At 54.2% G+C, this 24,360-nt stretch carries 19 protein-coding genes and 1 riboswitch; of the genes, 18 read left to right on the top strand and 1 reads right to left on the bottom strand.

Annotated features, from left to right (window positions below; all coding sequences use genetic code 11):
- Positions 1 to 1,932 carry a beta-N-acetylhexosaminidase gene (locus MKY96_RS23860; RefSeq protein ID WP_340943861.1) on the bottom strand — a complete coding sequence of 644 codons (1,932 nt, stop codon included), beginning with the start codon at positions 1,930 to 1,932 and terminating at the stop codon, positions 1 to 3.
- Between the two features lie 84 nt (positions 1,933 to 2,016).
- On the opposite strand from MKY96_RS23860, the gene MKY96_RS23855 reads away from it, so the two are divergent.
- The 18 genes from MKY96_RS23855 to MKY96_RS23770 all read left to right on the top strand — a co-directional run bounded on the left by MKY96_RS23855 (position 2,017) and on the right by MKY96_RS23770 (position 24,135).
- The gene (locus MKY96_RS23855) at positions 2,017 to 2,871 is read left to right on the top strand and encodes a helix-turn-helix transcriptional regulator (protein ID WP_340943859.1); all 855 of its coding nucleotides are present in this window, start codon (positions 2,017 to 2,019) and stop codon (positions 2,869 to 2,871) included.
- 840 nt (positions 2,872 to 3,711) lie between these two features.
- A complete protein-coding gene (locus MKY96_RS23850) occupies positions 3,712 to 5,157 on the top strand; it encodes a sensor histidine kinase (protein ID WP_340943857.1) in 1,446 nt (481 codons plus the stop codon).
- A gap of 23 nt (positions 5,158 to 5,180) precedes the next feature.
- Positions 5,181 to 5,816, top strand: coding sequence for a response regulator (locus MKY96_RS23845; RefSeq protein WP_036693598.1), 636 nt, complete (start codon positions 5,181 to 5,183; stop codon positions 5,814 to 5,816).
- A 593-nt stretch (positions 5,817 to 6,409) separates the two neighbouring features.
- Positions 6,410 to 7,150, top strand: a complete 741-nt coding sequence (locus MKY96_RS23840; RefSeq protein WP_036723433.1) for a YveK family protein — start codon at positions 6,410 to 6,412, stop codon at positions 7,148 to 7,150.
- The gene (locus MKY96_RS23835) at positions 7,134 to 7,775 is read left to right on the top strand and encodes a CpsD/CapB family tyrosine-protein kinase (protein WP_340943854.1); all 642 of its coding nucleotides are present in this window, start codon (positions 7,134 to 7,136) and stop codon (positions 7,773 to 7,775) included. Before MKY96_RS23840 ends, MKY96_RS23835 begins: the two co-directional genes overlap by 17 nt.
- Positions 7,776 to 7,821: 46 nt before the next feature.
- Entirely contained in the window at positions 7,822 to 8,712 is an 891-nt protein-coding gene (gene galU, locus MKY96_RS23830; RefSeq protein ID WP_340756620.1) for a UTP--glucose-1-phosphate uridylyltransferase GalU, read from the top strand.
- 79 nt (positions 8,713 to 8,791) lie between these two features.
- Positions 8,792 to 9,484, top strand: a complete 693-nt coding sequence (locus MKY96_RS23825; RefSeq protein WP_036693606.1) for a sugar transferase — start codon at positions 8,792 to 8,794, stop codon at positions 9,482 to 9,484.
- 24 nt (positions 9,485 to 9,508) lie between these two features.
- Positions 9,509 to 10,444 (top strand): glycosyltransferase, encoded by a 936-nt coding sequence (locus tag MKY96_RS23820; RefSeq protein WP_340943852.1) that lies wholly within the window; start codon positions 9,509 to 9,511, stop codon positions 10,442 to 10,444.
- A gap of 15 nt (positions 10,445 to 10,459) precedes the next feature.
- Positions 10,460 to 11,806, top strand: a complete 1,347-nt coding sequence (locus MKY96_RS23815; protein ID WP_340943850.1) for an O-antigen ligase family protein — start codon at positions 10,460 to 10,462, stop codon at positions 11,804 to 11,806.
- Positions 11,803 to 12,576: a WecB/TagA/CpsF family glycosyltransferase gene (locus tag MKY96_RS23810; protein WP_076078985.1), complete on the top strand. Its 774-nt coding sequence runs from the start codon at positions 11,803 to 11,805 to the stop codon at positions 12,574 to 12,576. Before MKY96_RS23815 ends, MKY96_RS23810 begins: the two co-directional genes overlap by 4 nt.
- Positions 12,577 to 12,674: 98 nt before the next feature.
- A complete protein-coding gene (locus tag MKY96_RS23805) occupies positions 12,675 to 14,105 on the top strand; it encodes an O-antigen ligase family protein (protein ID WP_340944748.1) in 1,431 nt (476 codons plus the stop codon).
- Positions 14,071 to 15,450 carry an oligosaccharide flippase family protein gene (locus MKY96_RS23800; RefSeq protein ID WP_340943848.1) on the top strand — a complete coding sequence of 460 codons (1,380 nt, stop codon included), beginning with the start codon at positions 14,071 to 14,073 and terminating at the stop codon, positions 15,448 to 15,450. The genes MKY96_RS23805 and MKY96_RS23800 overlap by 35 nt, the downstream gene beginning before the upstream one ends.
- Before the next feature lie 303 nt (positions 15,451 to 15,753).
- Positions 15,754 to 16,608, top strand: coding sequence for a glycosyltransferase family 2 protein (locus MKY96_RS23795; RefSeq protein WP_076078988.1), 855 nt, complete (start codon positions 15,754 to 15,756; stop codon positions 16,606 to 16,608).
- A complete protein-coding gene (locus tag MKY96_RS23790; RefSeq protein WP_340943846.1) occupies positions 16,595 to 17,785 on the top strand; it encodes a glycosyltransferase family 4 protein in 1,191 nt (396 codons plus the stop codon). The genes MKY96_RS23795 and MKY96_RS23790 overlap by 14 nt, the downstream gene beginning before the upstream one ends.
- A complete protein-coding gene (locus tag MKY96_RS23785; protein WP_340943843.1) occupies positions 17,782 to 18,921 on the top strand; it encodes a glycosyltransferase family 4 protein in 1,140 nt (379 codons plus the stop codon). Before MKY96_RS23790 ends, MKY96_RS23785 begins: the two co-directional genes overlap by 4 nt.
- A 101-nt stretch (positions 18,922 to 19,022) precedes the next feature.
- The gene (locus MKY96_RS23780) at positions 19,023 to 20,123 is read left to right on the top strand and encodes a glycosyltransferase (RefSeq protein ID WP_340943840.1); all 1,101 of its coding nucleotides are present in this window, start codon (positions 19,023 to 19,025) and stop codon (positions 20,121 to 20,123) included.
- A gap of 4 nt (positions 20,124 to 20,127) precedes the next feature.
- A complete protein-coding gene (locus MKY96_RS23775; protein ID WP_340943837.1) occupies positions 20,128 to 21,468 on the top strand; it encodes a UDP-glucose dehydrogenase family protein in 1,341 nt (446 codons plus the stop codon).
- Positions 21,469 to 22,761: 1,293 nt separating this feature from the next.
- Complete coding sequence (locus tag MKY96_RS23770) at positions 22,762 to 24,135, top strand: sugar phosphate nucleotidyltransferase (RefSeq protein ID WP_340943834.1); 1,374 nt, start codon at positions 22,762 to 22,764, stop codon at positions 24,133 to 24,135.
- 137 nt (positions 24,136 to 24,272) lie between these two features.
- Positions 24,273 to 24,353: riboswitch (cyclic di-GMP riboswitch) on the top strand.
- The last annotated feature ends 7 nt before the right edge of the window (positions 24,354 to 24,360 follow it).

Genomic DNA, 24,360 nt, shown 5'->3' with positions numbered 1-24,360 from the left:
TTACTCCACAGCCGCCCCACTCAGCTTGGCGGCAAGTGCGGTATATTCCCCGCGCAGGCGGGCCAGCTTCGAGACACTGCGCTCCAGGCCGCCCGGCCGGTTGCGCCGGGTCCAGAGCTGGCGGTACTGGTGAAGCAGCAGATCCAGATCATGGATCAGCGCCTGAACCTGCGCTGCCTGGGGCTGCGAATCGGCTGCGGCGAGCTGCTGCTTGAGCCGGGTGAGCTGCACGGCATGCTTCACGAAGTGAATGCCGCTGCGCAGCTCCTGGATCACCAGCCCGGCATCGCTGCATTCCAGAACCGGCTGCTCAAGCCGGGCTTCAAGGCCGAGGATGTACTGCTCAAGCCTGTCAAGCTGCTCTACAGGCAGCTTCGTAGCCAGCTGCACATGCTCCAGATGGCTGCGCAGCAGCATAGACATCTCCGTGTCATTCGGGCGGACCGTGCCCGACTCCAGCTTATAGTAGTTCCCCAGATCTAGCAGCAATTGTCCGATGGTTCCTGAGCGGTCTTGGAAGACCGCCGTGTTCAGATAATGCGCCACATCCGCCTCCAGATTCCCGTCTACATTCCAGGCCAGTGCTGCCCCGTAGGCGAATCCGGCATAGCTGACCGGCAGATGCTGCCAGTGGCCGAAATCGCCCCAGTCGGTAATCAGGTAGCCGACAGCGCCGTTTCTCTTCCCATGCACCGCAGCGCTACGCAGATTGGCGAGCATGTTGTCGGTCCTGCCGGTGAGCGAGTTCCAGGAACTGGTCCCCGGACAGACATAGAACGGGATGCCTGCTTCCTTGAATTTGCGGGTATCCGCTTCAAAAGGATGAGCCGCGCTGTACCCCCATTCCATGGCGATGATATCCTTCGGCAGCCGGGGGATCAGCCCGGGATGCTGGATGATGATATCGCCCCAGAACTGCATGGTTTTGCCGCGCTGCTTGACCAGTCCGTGAATCTTCTGCAGGAAGGAGAGATACAGCTCGCCTTTGCCGGAAGACTCCGCCAGCGCCTGGCTTGCGCCAAGTCCCAGTTCATAAGTCTCATCGCAGCCGACATTGAACATCTCTGAGCTGAAGTAGGGAAGGAGGTCGTCATACATCGTGCCCAGAAGCTGCAATACCTCAGGGTCCTCCGTATGGAAGGTGCCGGGATGCATGAACAATCCTTCCGGGTATAAATCGCTGTCATACATCTGATCCGGGAGCATGAAGCCTTCGGGGATCTCTGCCAGATGGTTGAACTCCGGCCGGGTCAGCCAGCCTTCCATATGGCCGAAGCTGTTCTGGTTGGGCACCAGCTCAATATACCGCTCGCGGCAGTAGGCATCCAGCAGCAGGATTTCATCGCCGGTGAGCGGAGTTTCCAGCTCCCATACCTGCGGGAAGGATTCGTAAGCAAACGGAGCTCCTTCTATATATAGCTGCAGCTGATTCAGCTTGAGGTCCGCCATGAGATCAATGATCCGGTACAGGGTTTCCAGCTGGGGGATTTTGTTGCGGCTGATATCTAGCATCAGTCCTCTGGCGGCGAAGTCCGGCTGATCTTGAATATGCAGATAAGGCACAGTTCTGCCGAATTGCACAAGGAGCTGCTTCAGCGTCGCCGCTGCATAATAAGCGCCTTGCGGAGAACCGTAAGCGGCAATGAGACCTTTTTCGTTAATGTGCAGCTCGTAGGCTCCTTCTGCAAGCAGTGGGTTATAGCGGAAAGTGCAAGCCGGAACTGTGGCAGACCGCTGCCCTATGGACAGAGGCAGACTGAGACGGACCACCTCGGAAGCGGTCTGTTGAAGCCTGCGGGCTGCGGGAAGGGCAGACACCTGATCCTCACCGGCCAGCACAATGCTGCCCCGGGAAGGAAGGTGGAACTGTCCTGCGGATACCGTGATCTTCTGCGGCCGGGGAAAAAGCTGTAAGTGAACAACATCAGACATAGCGTGGACACCTCTTATTCATGTAGAATATGATCATCTTCATTATCAACATACCACTCCTGAACACATGGAGGAATGCAGTGTATGCCCAAGCTCATGGATTATATGATCAGCCCGTATCCAGTAAGAATTATTGATCCGAAGGTGGAGGCCGCCAGGCTGCGCCTGAAGTCGATTCGTGTCGGGCAAGCCGGTCATCTGCCGGGAAGAACGCTGTTTCGTTCGGGTGTCACCTTTGAACACTGGGCACTTGTATATATAGTCGCAGGAGGCGGAACTTATACGGAGAACGGAGGACCGGAGCAGCAGGTCCATGAGGGAAGCCTGTTTTTTTTCAGACCCGGTTATAGCTACAGCTTCGGACCGCCCCCAGGCGGGTATTGGGATGAATACTATATTAATTTCAGCGGAAGCCGTGTCACAGAATGGCTGGAAGCGGGAATGATTGCGGGTGGAGAGGTAACCCGGGGGGATAAGGCGGAAGGGCTGAAAGTGTCCTTTGAAAAGGTTCTGGATTACATGGCCGGAGATGTTCCCGGTGATGCGGACCGGGCTGCGCTGCTGCTGGAGGAGATGCTGCTGGAATGCTCGCTGCAGCTCCAGGGCAGCCGCCGCCCGTGGCGGCAGGAAGCCATGCCGCTGATCCGGGAGGCGCTGAATGCCTGCATCTATGAGCAGCCGGATCTGCCGGGGATGGCCGAGCGCCTGCACCTGTCCATGTCTACACTCCGCCGCACAGTGCGGAGCAGCAGCGGGTACCCGCTGCATGAATATATCCACCGGCTGAAGATGGCCGAGGCCAAGCATTTGCTGCTAAATACCTCCCTGCAGGTGCAGGAGATAGCGGGAATGCTTCATTATAGGGATAGTTTTTATTTTTCAAGGCTATTCAAGAAATATATGGGCCTCTCCCCGCAGACCTGCCGGAATCATCTCTGACATAATAAACGACATAATTCTACTTTTTATCTTAAAAGAGTCTCGAAATAATGTCGTTTTTTGCAGATTTTTGTTGACACGCAGAAAAAAACAGTGATATGCTCTAGATAATATTAGCAGTTCTAGAATAGTTCTTCTAGACTATGCCGGAGATGAGACTATTGAGAGAGTATTACTGCATCAGTTGCCGCAGTCTCCATAAGGTGGTAGGACCTAATCATACCTTGCGTATTTTGTCCACCGGGTATCATATCGTTGGCGAACAGCGCTATCAAATTTGTATATGTAATAATGCCAAGCTGGAGCAAGCTGTGACGGCGGTGACCGAATAGACTGTGCCGGGTGTACTCACCGGATAACCGAAGACTTCTCTTTTGAAGAGCCTGTCCCTGGAGGGAGAGGCTCTTTGTCATGCCTGGAGCTGAACTGGATAATTTTGCATACGCTATCATTTGAGAAGCTGGATAGAGATGGTTAATTTTTCATGAAAAAAGAATAATTATACCCATTTTATTTTCAAAGTAAACGCTATCATTAGAAATCGAAACTTGTTATTGTGATTTTTCTCATGTATGATGCTTTTAAACATAGCTTAGAATAAACTCGAATTTTCCACAAACTGGAGAATAGGGTGGTGGGATGAACATTAAATTAACAGTCGAAGACCGTACGATCGCCTTTTTCAGAATCTTTTCTTTGTCCCTCACATCGTTTATGTACCTCATGGTTTCTGCGGGGCCTTCCGTAATATACAAATCCCTACTAATCATTGTGCTATTCTTATTTGCCCAACTATTCCCGTACTATTACCGGAGGTTCCATGCAAGAGCCCGTACTCTAATGCTGATGGTCAGTATGGAGACGGCACTCATTGCGGTGTTGATGTTATTTACTGGAGGATACGATAGTCCTTTTAAGCTATATGTACTTAATCCGGTGTTGTTTGCGGCGGGTGCGCTCTCTTTGTATTGTGTCTGGAGTCTGATCCTGGGGTATATTGCCATGGTGGCGGTATCGGGCTACATGGAAGCCGGTTCTCCGGGTCTTACGATTGCTGAAATTATGCTTGCCAATGGTAACCTGTTTCTAGCCCTGGCTCTCGCGGTTATAGTTATGCAGATGGTTAAGGGGATAAAGCGGCAGCGGGAGGAAGCGAACGCGCGGACCAACGATACCATGGAGCATATCAAATCGCTTTATCACATCGTGGAAACATCAAGCCAGCATGACTTCATGAATATTGGCCAAGTCATTACCGACTATGTGGTCAAGCTTACCAAGCTGGAGAAGGCCCTGTTCTGGTTCGCCAAAAAAAGCGGTGAGCCTGCTCCGCAGAGCCGTCAGACGGGCTGGCAGCATGAGGAGGAGCGCTTTCTGTTCATGGAGCTGGAGAAGCATGAGCATGAATGGAGGCTGCAGCGTGAACCGGTATTCAAGAGTATGCCGGGGATCGGCGACTTCCTGCTGATGCCGGTAAGAATGAGCACCCGGTTCGTCGGTATGATTGGCGTGAAGCTGGAAGCCTCGGAAGGGCTGGAGGGCCGCCGGTGGTATATCCAGCAACTGATGTTCCTGTCGGAGCTGAGTGCGATTATTCTTGAGCGCCACGAGCTGGGCGTGATCGAGAACCGGCTGATCATCACGAACGAGCAGAACCGGATCGCCGATGAGATGCACGACAGTGTCTCCCAGAGTCTTTTCGGCATCGTCTATGCGACCCATTCCCTGAAGCAGACGTGGCGCAAAATGTCTGAGCGGGAGCTGGAGGAGCAGATTGAGCTTATCCATGATTCAGCCACCAAGGTAGCCAAGGAGCTGCGGATTACCATCTACAGCCTCAGCTCGAAGAAGAGCGGCGGTCCGAGCTGGCTCGGGATGGTGCGCTCGCATCTGAAGAGCCTCTCCCGGCTTAATGATGTTGAGATTGAACTGAAAATAACGGGGGATGATTTCAGTCTCCCTTATCCTTACCACAAGGCACTCTTCCGGATTATCTCCGAAGCGACCGGCAACGCCATAAGACATGGTGCTGCCAGCAGGGTGGATGTAGAACTGTCGCTTAAGCCGAAATGGATTAGACTATCGATTGTCGACGATGGCATCGGTTTCGATGCAGATCTGATCTGGGCTGAATCCGAGGATCACTCAGGCGGACTGGGAATGAAGAATATGCAATATCTGGCACAGTCCCTTGGAGGCGATTTCCAGTTAACCAGCAGCGAGAACGCTGGAACCAGAATTTTAATCTCTATACCTGTCGGTGTGGCTGAACTGAAAAATGCATAAACTTTAGGCAGGAGGTCGTTCAAGTGAAAATCGTCATTGTTGATGATCACCCTTTGGTGAGAAGAGGATTGGCATCTGTGATATCGATGCAGTCCAATCTGCAGTTTGCCGGCGAAGCAACGAATGGCCAAGAAGCTCTTCTCGTGATTGAGGAGATACAGCCTGATCTTGTGCTGATTGATCTGAAGCTTGCCGATGAATCGGGCCTGGATATTATCAAGGAAGCCCGCGTGCGCGGATTCTCATGCAAGTTCATCCTGCTGACATCCTCAGCCAGCCGGGAAGATTTCCTGAAGGCGGAGGAAGTGCTGGTAGACGGTTATGTACTGAAGGAAGCTCTGCCTGAGGAATTGCTGTTTGCAATTCAACTGGTCCACAAGGGCAGGAAGTATTACGATCCCGGGCTGATGGAAGATAAGATGCGCATGAGCGGCAGCAGTCCGACGGATGAGCTTACACCCAAAGAGAAGGAAGTTCTGATCGAGCTGGGACAGGGGGCCTGCAACCGCGAGATTGCTTCACGCCTGTTCATCAGCGAATTCACCGTCAAGAAGCATGTCAGCCAGATTCTGGCGAAGCTGCAGGTGGCGGACCGGACGCAGGCGGCCTTATACGCCAATGCTGTCGGGCTTACCAAATATGAGATGTCATACGATTAATAATCATCCCTGTGAATGATCGGGGACGGAGCACGGACAATACTGTCCGTGTTTTTTTGCGTTCCGGGAAATCAAAGAAGGGGGGAAGATTATCGGTGCGGGCCGAATGTATGCGAAAAACAGCATACATCGGGCGGCTGTGAGGTCCACGGCCCGAATGTATGTGAAAAACAGCATACATTATGTTCGCAAGCAGGCACACGCCCTGAATGTATGTGAAAAACAGCATACATTAGCTCGCAAGCAGGCACACGGCCCAAATGTATGCGAAAAACAGCATACATTGTGCTCGCGCGGAATGCTGACACGAAGGTGCACCGGCATCCTTCACCCGGCTGGGTGATTTTTGTGTTTGGGTAAGTAAACACCTGAAGGAGGCAAGGCTCACCGGGGGTGTTAGCATTTTCCATGGATATGGTACTAAAGTATACCATTCACCCCCTCTTGCGGACCAAACGGGGGTACTCGAAAGTGAAGTGTAAAGTGATGCGAGGGGGCATGTGATAAATCCTGCGCATTGATAGAATAAAAGCAAGACATCTGAAACTTTCATGATTGCTTTCAAAACGAACACAAGCGGAAGGAGGGTTACTGTGGAAAAGACGATTCTGGATTACATTAACCTGATAAAGAAAAAATTATGGTTAATCATGGTATTTGTACTGATCTCCTGCGCCACCACCTTCTACGTCAGTAAAAACTTCGTTGCACCCGTCTACTCCGCCTCTGGACAGCTACTGGTCAACAACGTTGTGAATGTCCCCGAGAGCAATAATCTCAACGCACTGAACTTCAGTCTTAACCTCATCGAGAGCTATAAGGAAATCATGAAGTCGCCAACCATTATGAAGAGTGTGATCGCTGAGCATCCCGAGTTCGGTCTGACGGCGGGCCAACTGGCTGCCAAGCTGCAGATCAAATCCTCGGAGAAAAGCCAGGTGATTAATCTGACCGTGGAGGATAAGGATTACGGCACCGCAGCTACGATTGTAAACGCGGTTTCGCAGACCTTCATCCGCAGCCTGCCGGCACTGATGAATCTGGATAATGTAACATTCCTGACTCCGGCTGATCCTGCAGCCCAGCCTCTGCCGGTCAACGGCGGGGTGACCATGAATATTCTGATCAGCTTCGTGGTGTCACTGATGGCAGCGGTCGGGATTATCCTGCTGATGGAGACGCTGAACGGTACGCTGAGAAACGAGAAGGAAGCGGAATTCGAGCTTGGCCTTCCGGTCATTGCCAGTATTCCGGCGATCCGCAAACGCGATTTCGGCAGTGCGGATAATGACAAGGCAAGAGTAGGGGAGGGCAAATATGTTACGGCTGAATAGAAGTCTTATTACAGATATGAACCCGTCCTCGCATGTCTCCGAATCCTTCCGTTCGCTGCGCACGTATATCCGCCAGCTCGGCTTGCTGAAGGGGCCCGGCGGACAGGTGCTGCTCTTCACCTCAGCGGAGAGCGGCGAAGGCAAGACCACGATTCTCTCCAATCTGGCTGTATCCTTCGTACAGGACGGCAAGAAGGTGGCGGTGGTGGATTGTAACCTGCGGAAGCCCGGCCTGCACAGCGTCTTCGATGTGGAAGGCAGCCAGGGGCTGGCAGCTTACTTGAGCGGCTTCGAGGAAGCGAAGGACGTTCTGGTATACGGCAGCCTGGCGAATCTGGCGGTAATCCCTGCCGGAGTAAGTACGGTCAGCCCGCCTGACCTGCTCGGCAGCGAAAGAATGGCCGGACTGCTTACGGAGCTGAAGGCAAGCTTCGATCTGATTCTGCTGGATTCCCCGCAGGGGGTCGATTACAGCGATGCACGGATTCTGGCGCCGCTCTCGGACGGGGTGGTCATTGTCGCCAGACACGGCCGGACGAAGCGCGAAGCGCTCCGCAAGCTGAAGGGGCTCATGGAACAGACAGGTGTAAGGATTCTCGGAATAGCAATGAACCAGACCAAGTAGAACACCGAAGCGGCAATGTGAACGAAACTATTGGGAGGTATGTGTGATGAAAAAGGTAAAAAAGGTAATTATCCCGGCGGCCGGGTTAGGCACACGTTTCCTTCCGGCGACCAAGGCAATGCCCAAGGAAATGCTGCCTATTATCAACAAACCGACGATCCAGTATATCGTGGAGGAGGCCATTGCCTCCGGGATTGAAGACATCATCATTGTAACCGGTAAAGGCAAACGGGCGATTGAGGATCATTTCGACAATGCCTTCGAGCTTGAGTCCAGACTGCTGGAAGACGGTAAGCTGGAGCTGCTCAAAGAGGTGCAGCGGTCCTCCAAGGTGGAAATTCACTACATCCGGCAAAAGGAACCCAAGGGTCTAGGCCACGCCGTATGGTGTGCCAGACGGTTCATCGGCGATGAGCCGTTCGGCGTTATGCTCGGCGATGATATTGTAACCGGACAGGTCCCTTGCCTGAAGCAGCTGATCGACCAGTATGAAGAGACCCAGAATTCGGTGATCGGGGTACAGGTTATCCCGGATGAATTCACGAACCGCTACGGGATTATTGAGCCGGATATGCAGGACGGGAAGCTCTACCGGGTGAACAATTTCGTAGAGAAGCCTCCGCTTGGAACAGCGCCTTCCAATCTGGCAATCATGGGCCGCTATGTCTTTACCCCTAAGATCTTCAAGTATCTCGATCTTCAGGAGAAGGGCGCAGGCGGTGAGATTCAGCTGACGGATGCCATTCAGAAGCTGAACCAGAGCGAACGTGTCTACGCTTATAACTTCGACGGTACAAGATATGATGTTGGCGAACGGCTCGGCTATATTTTGACCACACTGGAATTTGCCTTAGAGAGCGAAGATCTGCGTTATCAGGTCATGGATGCTATGGCGGAATGGCTGAACAAAGCGGGACAGACCACGCTCAGCAGCTGAGACGGTTCCCCGAAAGCGAGCGACACAAGCCGGAGTCAAGAAGTAAGGCTGCATAAACCTTTACGAGAAATGAGGAGAGATGAGCATGCAAAAACTGCCGGAAGACTATGAGGCCGTCCTGCCGAAACTTTACATGCTGCATTCGGGTGAAGAAAGCAAGGGAATGGAATCCTATCTGGTCATGAAGCGGATCATCGACATCTTGTTCTCTGCCCTGGGGCTGCTGTTCCTGCTCCCGCTCTTCGCAGTGGTGGCTGTTCTGATTAAGCTGGAAGATCCGAAGGGCAAGGTGTTCTTCCGCCAAATGCGGGTCGGCAAGGACGAGAAGCTGTTCCCCATGTACAAGTTCAGATCCATGGTTTCTAATGCCGAGGAGCTGAAGGAGAGTCTCATGGCCTATAACGAAGTAAGCGGCGCGATGTTCAAGATCAAGAATGATCCCCGCATTACGCGGATTGGAAGATTCATGCGCAAGACCAGTATTGATGAACTGCCGCAGCTCTGGAACGTGCTGATGGGGCATATGAGTCTGGTGGGTCCCCGTCCTCCGCTCGTTGAAGAGGTGGAGCAGTACACGGAATACGACAAGCAGCGGCTGATGGTAACCCCCGGCTGCACCGGCTACTGGCAGGTAAATGCCAGAAACAGCGTCGGCTTCGACGAGATGGTTCAGCTGGATCTCACGTATATCCACATGCGCAGCACGATGCTGGATCTGAAGATTATTGTCAAGACTGGCCTGATGCTCCTGGGTTCCAAAAATGCTTATTAAAAATATGGGAATTAGGTGATGCCGATGTTCGTACACGGAGATGGACCTGAGATTTCCATTATCATATGCACCTATAACCGGTCGGCGCTGCTGGTGAAGACTCTTCATTCGCTGCTGCCGCTGGAGAATTTGCACCAGGCCGAGATCATCGTCGTGGATAACCAGTCCACGGATGATACGGCGGCCGCCATTAAGGGGTTCATCGAAACCTATGGTGCGGATATGGATATCCGTTATCTGCTGGAGCCGGTTCAAGGGCTGTCAGCAGCCCGGAACACGGGAATTCTGGCTTCCAAATCGCAGCTCATCGCCTTTCTGGATGATGATGCGATCCCTTGCCGGACCTGGATTACAACCATTGTGAACACCTTTGCGGATAAGCCGGAGGTGATGGCTATGGGCGGCAGGATTGCTCCGATCTTCGAGAGCAAGCGCCCGGATTGGCTGATCAAGCCGTTCGAGCTTCCTTATACGATTGTCGATCTGGGGAGCCGGATCAAAGAGTATCCGAAGCGCCTTCACCCTTGCGGGGCCAACATGGCGATGCGCAAGCCGGTATTCGATATCAGCCTGTTCCCGCTGGAGCTGGGCCGCAAGGGCGATTCGCTGCTCTCGGGTGAAGAGACCTGGCTGTTCAGCCAGCTGCAGCAGGAAGGGCATTCGATTCTCTATCATCCCGAAATGGCCGTGGATCATTTCGTTCCGGCGAACCGGCTGACGGAGGACTGGATCATGAAGCGGTACTACAGCCAAGGCATATCAAACGCTATGAAGAGTGAAGGAATGAAAGGGCATCTGCTGCTCCTGGGCAAGACAGGTGCCAAAGTCATCTACATCCTGGCAGATTCTGTTCTCTCCCGCAGTAAGGGGAGAAGGCTGCTGAATAAATGCCGGCTGGAGAGTATTCGCGGAACTCTTCATATGATTCTTAACCGGAAGAGGGAATCCGCAGCGGGGTGAGGGGAGGTACGCGCGATGACCCATTTTGAGTGGGGCACCAAAATCAATAGTCTGCCATACGGAATGCTCTATCTCGTAACTGCACTCTTCCTCGGAACAGCCGTCATCTTCCAGCCGGTCATCGCAGTAGCGGCCGTATTCTTCATTCTGCTGCTGGTTGCCTCCCTGTCACGCCCTGAGCTGATCAGCTATTTCGTTCTGCTGACCACGGCGGTCTCGATTAACTTCTTGTACAGCGGGAGTATGTTCGGTATTGAGATCCTGTCGCTCTACAAGCTGGTGATTCTGATGCTGCTGGTGCCGTGTATTCTGGTTAATGGCCTGAGGTTCAAGCTCAGCCCTCCCTTATGGGCGATGCTGGTCCTGATTCTGCTCACCTTCAGCTTCTCCATCTGGCTGCCGGAGATGAGCACATCGATTGCGGTCAAAGCCTTCATCGGACTGTCTCTGCCCTTCGTGCTTCTGCTGATCAACTGGAAGAAGGAGGTCGCCGAGAAGCAGATTCGGATCATTACCCTGCTGCCGCTGGTCAGCATGCTGCTGGGCGTGGTGCTCCAGGCTGCGAATATACATTCACTGGTAGCCGTTGAGTTCACAGGCGCGGTACGGGTGCAGGGGGCGAACATTCCGCCTCACCTGGCGATGCTGGCCTTCATGGGAGTAGCGATCGCGTTCATCGAGATCAAGCGCAGTCCGCAGTATACCCGGTTCAATTACATCATGCTGGGGCTGAATTTCTTCATTCTGGTGATTACAGGCACGCGCGGGCCGATTCTCGCCCTGGTCCTGATGGTGCTCTATTACTTCTATGATATCTCCCGCGCTTTTCTGAAGGGCAAGAAGAAGTACCTGCTCCCGCTGCTGGGCTCGCTGCTGATCATTACCTCGGCGGTGTACCTGCAGCTCGACAACCTCAAGAAGCGCTCCTTCGAACGGACGACCGAGACGGGAATTGACCTGTCCGGGCGGGCGGAGGCCTGGGAGTACTTCCTGAACAAGGCGGCGGATTCGCCGGTGGCAGGGCGGGGTCTTGGAGCCGTAACGGTGGCGAATGACGGAACGCTCTACGGAGGGTTCGTGGTTCCGCATAACGAATATATCCGCTTTTATTACGATGGGGGATACGTCGGGGCCATCCTGCTGCTGCTGTCCTTGCTCGCTGTGTTTCTTATGGTATACAGAGTTCTTTTGCCGGCGGTCAAACCTTATTTCCTGCTCTTTATTGCAGCATTTCTGATCTATTCTTTCACGGATAACACGCTGTCGACGGTCCAATTCATCATTCCGTTCTGTTGGTACCTGAACTGCCTGTATCGATCTTCACAGCTGGCCGATTCCCCACAAAAAGAAGTGATACGATGAACCAAGTGAACATGTTCGATGTCAATTTCGATAACTATGATTTCATGGACCTGCTGGATTATATCGACAGAACCATTCAGGAGAGGAACCAATCCTACATCCTGACCTGTAACGTCGACCATGTGATCAAGCTGCGCAAGGATAAAGAGTTCCGGGAAGTGTATTCCGAAGCAGGTGCCGTAGTCGCGGACGGGATGCCGATAATCTGGGCGTCCAAGATGCTCGGCAAGCCGCTGAAGCAAAAGGTGTCCGGCGCAGACCTGTTCAGCCGCCTGGGCAATGCGTTCGAGCAAAGGCAATACCGGTTGTTCTTCCTCGGTGCCGCCGAGGGTGTGGCGGAGCAGGCTACCAAGAATCTGAAGGCCGCCTTCCCGGGCATTAACGTAGTGGGCTGTTACTCTCCTTCCTACGGCTTCGAGCACAACGAAGAAGAGAACCGGCATATTATCCGGCTGCTGACCGAGAGCCAGCCCGATATCGTATTCGTAGGAGTAGGTGCACCGAAGCAGGAGAAGTGGATCTACCGTCACTATACCTCCTACCAGGCGCCGGTCTCTATCGGCGTAGGTGCAACCTTCGACTTCCTGTCCGGCTCGGTGAAGCGGGCACCGGATTTCATGCAGAGAACCGGCATGGAGTGGCTATGGAGACTTAGCCAGGAGCCGGGCCGGTTATGGAAAAGATACCTTGTCGACGATGCCCAGTTCCTGGTGCTGCTGCTCAAGGAGCTGCGCAAACGGGGCAAGGTGAAGAACAGCAGTACGGATTGAAGAGTGCGGCGAAAGACGGGAGGCAGGGAATGAAGATGCTAAGCAGAGATGAGAATAGTCTGAATCTTCCATCGGCACAAGCCGTGAAGTCGGCTGTAATGATGACCTTGATCTGCGCTTCGGCGCTGGCCCTGCCGCTTGCGATCGGCTTCGCCAGTGCGAACCTGAGCGCGTCGAACAGCCTGCAGGGCATCATTCTGGCAGGCATCCTCTTTCCGGCCTTGCTGCTGGCCTTGCTGAATACACGGATGCTCATCCCGTACACGCTGCTGATCTGGGCGGTTGCCCCGGAGCTGCGGCGGATTGCAGACTGGTACGAAGGCGTGTATCATTCCGTCTCTCTGCTCAGTCTGGCCCCGCTGCTGACCGGAGCGACCTTAGCCATTCCGGTGCTGCGGGAAATTCACCGGATCCGCAAGTCCTCCACCCGGATTATTCTGCTGTTCTCCATCGCTCTGGCCTACGGCGCATTGATTGGTCTGGCGAAGAACGGCATCGGCTCGGTATACGATCTGGCCAATTACATCGTACCGCTGCTGCTGATTCCTTTCTTCGCGGTGACGCCGTTTAAGCCGAAGGATATCGACCGGCTGCTGTATGCTTTTGCCAACATAGCCGTACTGGTTGCGATCTACGGGATTGTGCAGTATCTGACCGTTCCCCCCTGGGACGCCTTCTGGATGCGGAATGCCGATATGATCTCAATCGGGACCCCCTATCCGCTGGAGATCCGGGTCTTCTCGACCCTGAACTCTCCGGGTCCGGCAGCAACCTTCCTGGTCTTCGCCCTGGTGCCGATGATTCTGGAGAAAAGATGGCAGGGTACTCTGCGCTGGCTCGGTGTTCTGCTCGTAGTAGTCTGCCTGCTGACTACGCTCGTCCGTTCCGCATGGCTGGTCCTGCTGGTGATGCTGCTGGTCTACATCGCTTCCTCTCCCTCCAAGGGCAAATGGAAGACGCTGCTGCAGCTCGCATTCGTGGCAGCCGCGCTGTTCTGGATCGTGCCGAAGCTTCCTGGAGCAGAGGGGCTGGTGGCCCGGATGGAGACCTTGACCTCCGTGCAGGAGGATCATTCCTACAATGAACGCCTCAGCCTCTGGACCAACATGCTGCCGATGGTGGCAGGCAATCCGGTAGGGCAGGGGATCGGCAGTGTAGGCCAGGGCACCAAGCTTGGAAACGGCGGAGAGCTGGGGGAATACGGCAATATGGATAACGGCTTCATCGCGCTGCTGCTGACCTTCGGTGTACTCGGCGCATTGTTCTTCTTCGGGGCACTCGGTGCGGTCATCAAGGAGATCGGCTCCAGAGTCACCCGCAGGAATGAACTTCAGCCTTACGCCAGACTGGCGCTGGCGGCGTGGATGGGTGCTGTAGCCAGCCTGATATCGGATAACGGCTTTCCCGGTCTTAAGGGGTATCTGATCTGGATGCTGATCGGACTTGGCCTCAGTGCCAAGGAGCTCACTCAAAGCAGAAAGAAGGGACTACCGCATGCAGCAGTCAAGCGCCAAATCACTACCCGCTAACCGGGTATGGTCCACCTTCCGGAGATTCACGAAGAGTAAGGACAATAGCTCGGCTGCTGTCAAAACGATGTTCGTCAGCGTGCTGATCCTGCTGGTCAATATGCTGACCGGTGTACTGACCGCCCGTTATCTCGGCCCGTCAGGCCGGGGAGAACAGACAGCGATGGTGAACTGGTCGCAGTTCCTGGCCTTCAGCATGAGCTTCGGCATTCCCTCGGCGCTGATCTATAACGCCAAGAAGAATCCGGAGGAAGCCGGGGTGTTGTACCGGATCGCCCTGCTGATCGGCCTGACATTCGGAACCATCGCCATGACAGTCGGGATACTCGTGCTGCCTTATTGGCTGGGGTCCTTCAGTCATGAGGTAGTGGTCTTCGCCCAGTGGTCGATGATTCTCTGCCCGCTGATTGTGGTGTCGCAGATCAACAACGCGGCCTTCCAGTTCAGAGGGGATTACAAGACCTTCAACTGGATGCGGTACCTGGTGCCGCTGCTGACACTGGGAGCCATCGGGATTCTGATCCTGACCGGTTACATGAATCCTTATACAACTGCACTGGCTTATCTGGTTCCGTCGGCTCCGCTGTTCATCTGGATGACCATCCTGCTGCTGCGGACCTACAAGGTCAAACTCAGGGATTCCTATCTTAATTTCAAAAGATTGTTCACCTATGGTCTGGGCTCCTACGGAAACGACCTGCTCGGACAATTCTCGGTATACATAGACCAGATCATCATTGCCGGATTACTGAGACCGGCAGATCTGGGGCTCTATGCGGTAGCGGTCAGCCTGTCGCGAATGGTGAACTTCTTCGCGAATTCGATCACGGTGGTGCTCTTCCCGAAGGCCTCCGAGATGTCGAAGGACGAAGCGGTTGCCCTTACGTTCAAGGCTTTCCGGATCAGTACTACCTGTACTCTGCTAGGCGCAGTGTTCCTGATGCTGGTAGCGCCCTTTGTCATTCCGCTGCTCTACGGCAAGGATTTCAATACCGCGCTTACCGTGTTCCGCCTGCTGCTGCTGGAAGTAACCATCAGCGGCGGGACGCTGATTCTGGCTCAGGTGTTCATGGCGCTGGGCAAGCCGAAGTTCGTATCCATCCTGCAGGGGGTCGGCCTGATCCTTGTGATTCCGCTGCTCTTCCTGCTGGTGCCGAAGTTCGGACTGTTCGGAGCCGGAGTGGCTATGCTCTCATCAGCTGTGCTGCGGTTCTTGTTCATTATTCTCAATATCAGGTACAACCTGAAGGTTAAGCTTCCGCGGCTGCTCATTAACGCCCAGGACCTTCAGTGGATGAAGACGACGATGAATTCGTATATTCGTAAGAAACCTATGGATGTGTAGAGGATGTCTAGGCAGTTAAGGGTTTGATTCAAGTGTTTTGCTTATGAATCAAATGGTTTGTATTTGTTTCAGCGAGCAGAGACACGATGCGAGCCCCTATCTGCTTAAAAAACCATGGGACGGTGCTTGGAGGAACGTAGAGAAAATTTGGAGCTGTAGGAGCGAATGCGTCCGCCTTTGTGTTTGGATTTCTACCGCGAAAAGCGGTTCTAATCAGGAAATCTAAACACAACAGCGGCCGTAAGCCCAAACTTTTCTCGGAGCGACGACACACACCGGACCATCAGAAGGAGGATACCTATCATGGATTCAGTAACAAGCGTGCTTGGCGGCCGGGGAAGCTACCCGATCTCGGCGGTCATCATTGCCCAGGACGACGAAGTTCGGATATCCAAAGCCATTCAGTCCTGCCGGTTATTCGCCGATGAGGTGGTGGTAATCGACGGAGGAAGCACAGACGGGACCGTAGGGCTATCCGAGAGCCTGGGATGCCGGGTGTATGTCAACCCATGGCCCGGATATGCGAAGCAAAGGGAATTCGGAGTGGAACGTGCCATCCATGATTGGGTCTTCCTGATTGATACCGACGAAGTGGTCAGCGAGGAGCTGGCCCGGGATATCCTGGAGCGCAAGCCGGGACTGACCGATGCTACAGTGGCGTTCTCGCTGTACCGGATTGGCGACTTCCTCGGCAAATGGCTGGATAAAGGCGAGTATCTGGTGCGGCTGTATAACCGCAAGGAATACGGTATCCGCAACTCTCTGGTGCATGAGATGCCCGAGGTGTCCGAGGAACGGACGGTGAAGCTGAACGGAACGCTGTGGCATCAAGGCTTCCGCAGCATCAACGATCATGTCGCCCGGTTCAACAAATACACTGATCTGGAAGCAGAGAGTGCGTTCGCCAGCGGCAAGCCGTTCAAGCTGAGCCACCTGCTCCTGCGTCCGCCCGCACGGTTCCTGCAGAAGTATTTCCTGCATGGCCTGTTCAAGAAAGGCATCTCGGGCTTCGCGGTATCCGTCTTCTGGGTGATGTATGAATTCATGGTCGGCTTCAAGCATTACGAATTACACAGCGCAGGCAGGCTGGCCCGGCATAACGAAGCGGGTCAGGCCGAGCAGGAGAACAAGGGGGAGAGAAGCTATGTCGTACAATGACGGACTCAACATTATGACGACCGGCCTCAGCTGGCCCTCGTTACAGCCTGGAGGACTGAACACCTATTTCAAATCCGTGTGTGAGCAGCTCTCCTCACGGAACCGGGTGCATGCCCTGATCTGCAGCCAGGAAACGCCGGAGACGCCGAAGGAACTGATCATCCACAACGCCGGTGATCCGAAGGAGACGATCTGGAAGCGCAAGGATGCCTTCCAGCGCAAGGCGGCCTCCCTGATGGGAGATGGCAGCGGGCGGATTGATATCCTCTACACCCACTTCGCCCCTTATGGCATCGGGCCGGCGATTGAAGCGAAGAAGCGGGGCATTCCGGTCATCATGACCTTCCACGGCCCGTGGAACGAAGAGATGAAGATCGAAGGTCAAGGCATCAAGCATAAGGTCAAAACAACGATTGCCAAATCGATAGAACATAAGGCTTACAAGCTGGCGGACAAATTCATCGTCCTCAGCGAATACTTCCGTAACATGCTGCATGAACTGCACGGTGTGCCGCTGCATAAGATCACCGTCATTCCGGGAGCGGCCAATGTCGAGCGGTTCACACCCGCCCCCAATCGGCTGGCGGTCCGCCGGACGCTGAATCTGCCGGAAGGCGCAACAACGGTCCTGACCGTCCGCCGGCTGATGAACCGGATGGGGCTGCTGCAGCTGCTTGAAGCCTGGAAGCAGGTGGGAGAGCGGTTCCCGAATGCGATTCTGCTGATCGGGGGCAAGGGCCCGCTGCGCGGGGAGCTGGAAGAACGGATCGCCGATTACGGGCTGGGCAACAAGGTCCGCCTGCTCGGCTACATTCCCGATCATGAGCTGGCCTCCTATTATCAGGCAGCCGACATGTTCGTCGTCCCTTCCCAGGCACTGGAAGGCTTCGGCCTGATCACCGTTGAGGCCTTGGCCTCGGGACTGCCGGTGATGGCTACGCCGGTTGGCGGCAACAAGGAGATCCTCCAGGGCTTCCGGCCGGAGCTGCTGTTCAAGAGTGCGGCCAGCGAGGATATGGCGGAAGGCATGATCCATATGCTGAGCAACCGCAAGCTGCTGCCGGGCCGGGAGGAATGCCGGAATCATGTGCTGGAGAAGTACACCTGGCAGCACGTAGGCGACAAGATTGAGTCTGTATTCCTCGAAACCTTGGGAAAGGGTGTGAGCGTAGGATGATCAAAGTCGCTTATATCGACCACACCGCCAAATGGAGCGGAGGCGAGGTCGCCCTGTTCAACATCCTCACCAACATTGGTGAGCAGATTGAGCCGCTGGTGATCCTGGCGGAGGAAGGCACGCTTGCCGAACGACTGCGGGAGAAGGGCATCGATGTCCGCATTATCCCGCTGGATGAGAGCATCCGCAGCCGCGGCCGCAATGCCGTGAACCTCGGCGCTCCGGCGGCAGCGATGAAGCTGCTGGCTTATGGCCGCAAGCTTGCCCCGCTGCTGAAGGAAGAGAAGGTGGATTGTGTGCATACCAATTCATTGAAATCGGCCTTCTACGGAGCAGTCGCTGCCAAAAAAGCGGGCGTGCCGCTGATCTGGCACATCCGGGACCATATCGGGGCGCCTTATCTGAAGCCGGTTGTCGCCAAGGCGATCCGGCTGCTGTCACGCCTGCTGCCGAATGGGGTCATTGCCAATTCCCACTCCACGCTGAATGCCCTGGAGCTGCCGCGCTCGAAGAAGACGCTGGTCGTCTACTCGGCGTTCGCCAAGGCGATCGGCGAAGGGATCGGCAAGCGGGATCAGAAGGACTTCAACGTCCTGCTGGTCGGACGGCTCGCCCACTGGAAAGGCCAGCATATTGTGCTGGAAGCGGCCAAGGCCTTCAAGAACGACAGCCGCGTGAAGTTCTGGCTGGCCGGTGACGCTCTGTTCGGAGAGGAAGAATACAAGCAGGAATTAATTGCGCAGATGCAGCAGGGGGACATCACCAATGTCAGCCTGCTGGGTCATGTAGATGATATACAAGGACTCATGAACCAAGCGGATCTGTTGATCCATACGTCGATTACCCCTGAGCCGTTCGGCCAGGTCATCGTCGAAGGCATGGCAGCCGGACTGCCGGTGATTGCCTCCAATGAAGGCGGACCGGTGGAGATCGTGGTTCCTGGTGAGACAGGACTGCTGATCCAGCCGGGAGATGCTACTGTACTTGCAGACTCCATCACCTGGATGCTGAACCATCCCGAAGAGCGTAGACGGATGGCGGACAATGGAATGAGACGGGTGAAAGAGCATTTTGTCATCGAGAACACGGTCAAGGATATTGTCGCTTACTACAAAGGTCTGCTGGCAGTTACCTGACCTTCCCGCTCCATAATGCTTAAGGCTTGCATCATATCTGTCTCTAGCCATGCGTGTACTGCTTAATGATGCTGCTCCATAAAACTTTGAGGATGATTCACATGAAAATTGCGATAGCGCACGATTATTTAATCCAGATGGGCGGGGCGGAACGGGTGGTGGAGGTTTTTCATCACATGTACCCGGAGGCTCCGATCTTCACAACGGTTTTTAACGGAAGCCGCCTGACCGATAACCTCAAAGATGCCGATATCCGGGCCTCCTGGCTGCAGAAGATTCCGGGAGTGAAGCGTAACTTCAAAGGGGTGCTCCCGCTCTACCCCATGGCTGTCCGCGATTTGGACTTCAGCGGGTATGATATCGTTCTTAGCTCGAGCAGCGCTTTTATGAAAAGCATTCAGGTGCCCGAGTCCACCTTCCATCTGTGCTACTGTCATACGCCAATGCGCTTCGCCTGGGACTATGACACGTACATGGAGCGGCAATCGAATTCCGGATTATTCAAAAGACTGCTTAAGGTGTATATGCAGCGGCTCAAGAACTGGGATCAGCGCACCTCCAAAAATGTGAACCAGTTCGTTGCCAACTCCTCAGTCGTGAAGACGCGGATTCAGAATTATTACCACCGGGATTCCGATGTGATTTTCCCGCCGATCAATACGGCCCGCTTCACCAGCTCCCCGAGCATTGGCGATTATTATCTGATTGTCTCGCGGCTGGTCTCGTACAAGCGGATCGATCTTGCGGTGGAGGCGTTCAACCGTAACGGGCTTAAGCTGTATATTGTCGGGGACGGACCGGACAGGAAGCGTCTGGAAGGCATGGCCAAGGGGAATGTATCGTTTCTGGGCCGGCTGGAGGATCAGGAAGTCACAGGGCTGATGTCCCAGTGCCGGGCGTTTGTTTTTCCCGGGGAAGAGGATTTCGGTATTACGCCGCTGGAGGCGAATGCCGCAGGAAGGCCAGTCATCGCCTATCAGGCTGGGGGAGCGCTCGACACGATTATTCCATACGTTAACGGCGTGTTTTTCCAGCATCAGGAAGTTGATGATTTGCTTAAGGCCATTGATGAGGTGGAGTCCTATGCGTGGGATATCGACCAGATTATGGGCCATGCACGCAAATTCGATGAGCAGGCGTTTATGGTTCAGTTCAAGCAGTATGTGGAACAGGCCTACGTCAATTTCCTAAAAGGAGGATGAAAGTATGAAACTCGCAGTTATTGGTACCGGCTATGTAGGACTTGTATCAGGCGTATGCTTTACCCTAAATGGAAATCATGTCATCTGTGTGGATAAGGATGAGGAGAAAATCAATAAGCTGAACCGGATGGAATCTCCCATCTATGAGCCGGGCATTGAAGCCCTGATCGAAATGAATCTGCGCGAGGGGCGGCTGAGCTTCTCGTCCGATCTTCAGGAGTCGGTCCGCCGCTCCGATATCGTCATTCTGGCCGTGGGTACACCCTCCCTGCCGGGCGGCGAAGCCGACCTGAGATATATCGAAGGGGCGGCTGCCGAGATTGCGCAGGCGATGGAAGGCTACAAGATCATTATGACCAAGTCAACTGTTCCTGTCGGCACCAATGAGCGAATCCGCCAGCTGATCTCCTCCCTCACGAATCATCCCTTCGATATCGTCTCTGCGCCTGAATTCCTCCGTGAAGGCTCCGCAATCCGCGATACGCTTCATCCCGACCGGATCGTGATCGGACTGGATAATCCGGCGCTTGAGCCCACGATGCGCGAGCTTCATCAGGGATTTACGGACAACGTATTCGTCACGGATATCCGCAGCGCCGAGATGATCAAATATGCTTCGAATGCTTTTCTGGCGACGAAGATCTCGTTCATTAATGAGATTGCCAACATTTGCGAAAAGGTAGGAGCGGATGTCACCGAAGTCGCAGGCGGCATGGGGATGGACCAGAGAATCGGTTCGACCTTCCTGCAGGCCGGTATCGGTTATGGCGGCTCATGCTTCCCGAAGGACACCAACGCGCTGATCCAGATTGCCGGTAACGTGGATTATGAGTTCAAGCTGCTCAAATCCGTCGTTGAAGTCAATAAAGGCCAGCGCTTCATGATTATCTCCAAGCTCCATGAATCGCTCGGCAGCCTGCGCGGCGCGGTCATCGGCATCTGGGGGCTTGCGTTCAAGCCCAATACCGATGATGTCCGTGAGGCCCCGGCCCGTGAGATCGTCGAGGCGCTGGTCGCCGAGGGCGCCATCGTGAAGCTGTATGATCCCATCGCTGCCGAGAATTTCCGGCGCGAGTACGATCACCCGCAGCTCCGCTGGTGCGGGCTGGCGGAAGAGGCCGCTGAGGGCAGCGATGCCGTCTGCCTGCTGACCGACTGGAGCCAGTTCAAGGAGATCAACCTGCACGTGCTTGCAGGCACCATGCGCCGCCCACTGCTGATCGACGGCCGCAATGTCTACACCAAAGAGCAGATCGAAGGCACCGGCCTCGAATACATCTCCGTTGGCCGCCCGCAGATGGGCGGGCTTAGCGGATTCTCCGCCAGCGTGGCTGGCGCGGTCTAATCTCTCTGGCGGAGTGCGCCGGCAGTGGGCCGCACGGCGAATGAGAGGGATAAATCCCATTAAATGCGCTGAAAGCGGGCTGAACGGCGAAATGAGAGGGATAAATCCCATTGAATGCGCTGAAAGCGGGCTGGACGGCGGAATGAGAGGGATAAATCCCCTTGAATGCGTCGAAAGTGGGCTGAACGGCGGAATGAGAGGGATAAATCCCATTAAATGCGCTGAAAGTGGGCTGGCCGGCGAATGAGAGGGATAAATCCCATTAAATGCGCCGAAAGCGGGCTGGACGGCGAAATGAGAGGGATAAATCCCCTTGAATGCGTCGAAAGTGGGCTGAACGGCGAAATGAGAGGGATAAATCCCATTGAATGCGCTGAAAGTGGGCTAAATGAGTAAATGAAGAGCACAAGTGCACCTGAATCCCGGTAAAGATGGCTAAATGAGTAAATGAAGAGCACAAGTACACCTGAATCCCGGGAAAGTTGGCTAAATGAGTAAATGAAGAGCACAAGTGCACCTGAATCCCGGGAAAGTTGGCTAAATAAGTAAATGAAGAGCACAAGTGCACCTGAATCCCGGGAAAGTTGGCTAAATGAGTAAATGAAGAGCATAAGTGCCCCTGATTTCCCGGATACGAGCCAAATGGAGCAACTGAGCAGCACTAGTGCTTAGTACTTAACTAACTAGCTTTGCCGCCGCGAACTTGTGCGCAAGCCCTTGGCACAAGAGTCCTGAATTCCGGTCTTGAATCCCGATCTTGAATTCCATTGTCTTGGATTCTGTTGCCCTATACTCTTGTTCTCTCCAGCCGCTAACTCAGCGGCGACGCCTTGGAACAAGCGGCACTTAAGAGTCTTTGAGCTTTTGAATCTTTCTCCGCCGCAACAGTAGGCGGCAACCAGGGATTCACTGTCGTGAAGGCAGGCTGCCGGCAACCAGGATTTCAACTGCTGCTGCCGCAAGTATAGCGCGGCAGCCCGGCCCCCTTGCCGCTACAACAAGCCGGCAATATCGGATCTTTAGCCGGGAGCTTCGCCTGCGGGCGAAGCGGATATAATAAAATCACAAGCCTGTTATGAAATGGAGCGGAGGGGAATTTTGGAGCTGTAGGAGCGTTAGCGTCCGCCTTTGTATTTGGATTTCTACCGCGAGAAGCGGTTTTAATCAAGAAATCCAAATACAACAGCGGCCGTAAGCCCAAAATTCCTTGCAGCGGCCCTCATAACAGGCGGTTTTTAACCACACAGACGCAACAAGAAATACCCAATAACAATACGATATGGAGGGTTCACTATGAAACTAGTACTTCTATCAGGCGGCTCCGGCAAGCGGCTCTGGCCGTTGTCCAATGATTCACGCTCCAAGCAATTTCTGAAGGTACTGGCAAGTCCGGCAGGTGAACCGGAATCAATGGTACAACGGGTATGGAGACAGCTGGAGGAGAACGGCATGGCCGGGTCCTCTTATCTGGCGACCGGACGCAGCCAGGTGGAGATGATCCAGAGCCAGCTCGGCAGCGGGGTGCCGATCATCGTGGAGCCGGAGCGGCGGGATACCTTCCCGGCTATTGCGCTGACGGCGGCCTACCTGTATTCCATCGCGGGGGTGTCCCCAAGCGAGACCGTGGCGATTCTGCCGGTGGACCCATACGTGGAATCCTCCTTTTTCGAAACGGTGCTGCAACTGGAGAACACCATGCTGGTGAGCGGGGCGAACCTGGCGCTGATGGGCGTAGTTCCCGAGCATGCTTCGGAGAAATACGGCTACATCATTCCAACGGGCGCAGATGCGGGAGCGAATGGTTACCTGCAAGTGAGCCACTTCCAGGAGAAGCCTGACCGTGTGCAGGCCGAGGAGCTGATCAGCCGGGGAGCGCTCTGGAACTGCGGAGTATTCGCCTTCCGTCTGGGCTACCTGCTGGATATCCTGCAGCGCAAAGGGCTGCCGCTGAATTACGAGGAGCTGCAGAAGCAGTATAAGCTGCTGTCCTCCATCAGCTTCGATTACGAAGTGGTAGAGAAAGAAGAGAACATCGTAGTGCAGCCGTACGCCGGATTCTGGAAGGACCTGGGTACCTGGAACACCCTGACCGAGGAAATGACCAGCAACCATGTAGGCAAGGGCTTCATCACCTCTGACTCCGAGGGCACCTGCCTCATTAACGAGCTGGATATTCCAATTACGGTCATCGGGGCGAAGGATCTGATTATCGCCGCCAGCCCGGACGGCATTCTGGTGACACACAAGGCCGAGAGTCCGCGGATCAAGGAAGTGCTGAAGACTTTTGAACAAAGACCGATGTACGAGGAACGCCGCTGGGGACACTACAAGGTGATCGATTATGTGAAATATGATGAAGGCAACGAGGTGCTGACCAAGCGGATTTTCATCAATGAGGGCAAAAATATCAGCTATCAGCTGCATCACAAACGCAGTGAAATCTGGACCTTCGTCAGCGGGGAAGCCAGCATTGTCATCAATGAGAAGATGCATACGGTGAAGGCGGGAGATGTGGTGCGGATACCGGAAGGGACCAAGCATGCCATTCTTGCTCTTACCGATGTGGAGTTCATTGAGGTGCAGACGGGGTCTGAGCTGGTAGAGGAAGACAATATCCGTATTACTCTGGACTGGGAGGATATCGCTCTACATCAGTTCATTTCTTAGGTCTAACTTATCTATTTAACCAATTGTTACAATTTTAAATCAGGTATTGAGAACTATTTTTTAGACAAATTTTGTTTTTACTCTACATTAAATTTGCATATCGACGATACTTACGGTAAGAGGGATTGATCCTTCCAAAACGACAATGGCAAACCTAATCGAAAGATAGGGACGCAAAGCTATAGGGCCTTCGCAAGAGTGGCAGCCTGGCTACCGAAAGGAAGA

Source organism: Paenibacillus sp. FSL R7-0302 (genome assembly GCF_038006885.1).
Lineage (GTDB): Bacteria > Bacillota > Bacilli > Paenibacillales > Paenibacillaceae > Paenibacillus_AQ.
The sequence above is the reverse complement of the archived record's forward strand: the minus strand, read 5'-3'. Positions and strand labels throughout refer to the sequence as shown.

Coding starts and splice junctions, on each gene's coding strand:
- MKY96_RS23850 (WP_340943857.1), top strand. CDS start 3,712: ATGCTGATGGTCAGTATGGAGACGGCACTCATTGCGGTGTTGATGTTA.
- MKY96_RS23790 (WP_340943846.1), top strand. CDS start 16,595: ATGTCGTACAATGACGGACTCAACATTATGACGACCGGCCTCAGCTGG.
- MKY96_RS23795 (WP_076078988.1), top strand. CDS start 15,754: ATGGATTCAGTAACAAGCGTGCTTGGCGGCCGGGGAAGCTACCCGATC.
- galU (WP_340756620.1), top strand. CDS start 7,822: ATGAAAAAGGTAAAAAAGGTAATTATCCCGGCGGCCGGGTTAGGCACA.
- MKY96_RS23855 (WP_340943859.1), top strand. CDS start 2,017: ATGCCCAAGCTCATGGATTATATGATCAGCCCGTATCCAGTAAGAATT.
- MKY96_RS23860 (WP_340943861.1), bottom strand. CDS start 1,932: ATGTCTGATGTTGTTCACTTACAGCTTTTTCCCCGGCCGCAGAAGATC.
- MKY96_RS23775 (WP_340943837.1), top strand. CDS start 20,128: ATGAAACTCGCAGTTATTGGTACCGGCTATGTAGGACTTGTATCAGGC.
- MKY96_RS23810 (WP_076078985.1), top strand. CDS start 11,803: ATGAACCAAGTGAACATGTTCGATGTCAATTTCGATAACTATGATTTC.
- MKY96_RS23820 (WP_340943852.1), top strand. CDS start 9,509: ATGTTCGTACACGGAGATGGACCTGAGATTTCCATTATCATATGCACC.
- MKY96_RS23815 (WP_340943850.1), top strand. CDS start 10,460: ATGACCCATTTTGAGTGGGGCACCAAAATCAATAGTCTGCCATACGGA.
- MKY96_RS23785 (WP_340943843.1), top strand. CDS start 17,782: ATGATCAAAGTCGCTTATATCGACCACACCGCCAAATGGAGCGGAGGC.
- MKY96_RS23800 (WP_340943848.1), top strand. CDS start 14,071: ATGCAGCAGTCAAGCGCCAAATCACTACCCGCTAACCGGGTATGGTCC.
- MKY96_RS23805 (WP_340944748.1), top strand. CDS start 12,675: ATGATGACCTTGATCTGCGCTTCGGCGCTGGCCCTGCCGCTTGCGATC.
- MKY96_RS23770 (WP_340943834.1), top strand. CDS start 22,762: ATGAAACTAGTACTTCTATCAGGCGGCTCCGGCAAGCGGCTCTGGCCG.
- MKY96_RS23780 (WP_340943840.1), top strand. CDS start 19,023: ATGAAAATTGCGATAGCGCACGATTATTTAATCCAGATGGGCGGGGCG.
- MKY96_RS23825 (WP_036693606.1), top strand. CDS start 8,792: ATGAGCATGCAAAAACTGCCGGAAGACTATGAGGCCGTCCTGCCGAAA.
- MKY96_RS23835 (WP_340943854.1), top strand. CDS start 7,134: ATGTTACGGCTGAATAGAAGTCTTATTACAGATATGAACCCGTCCTCG.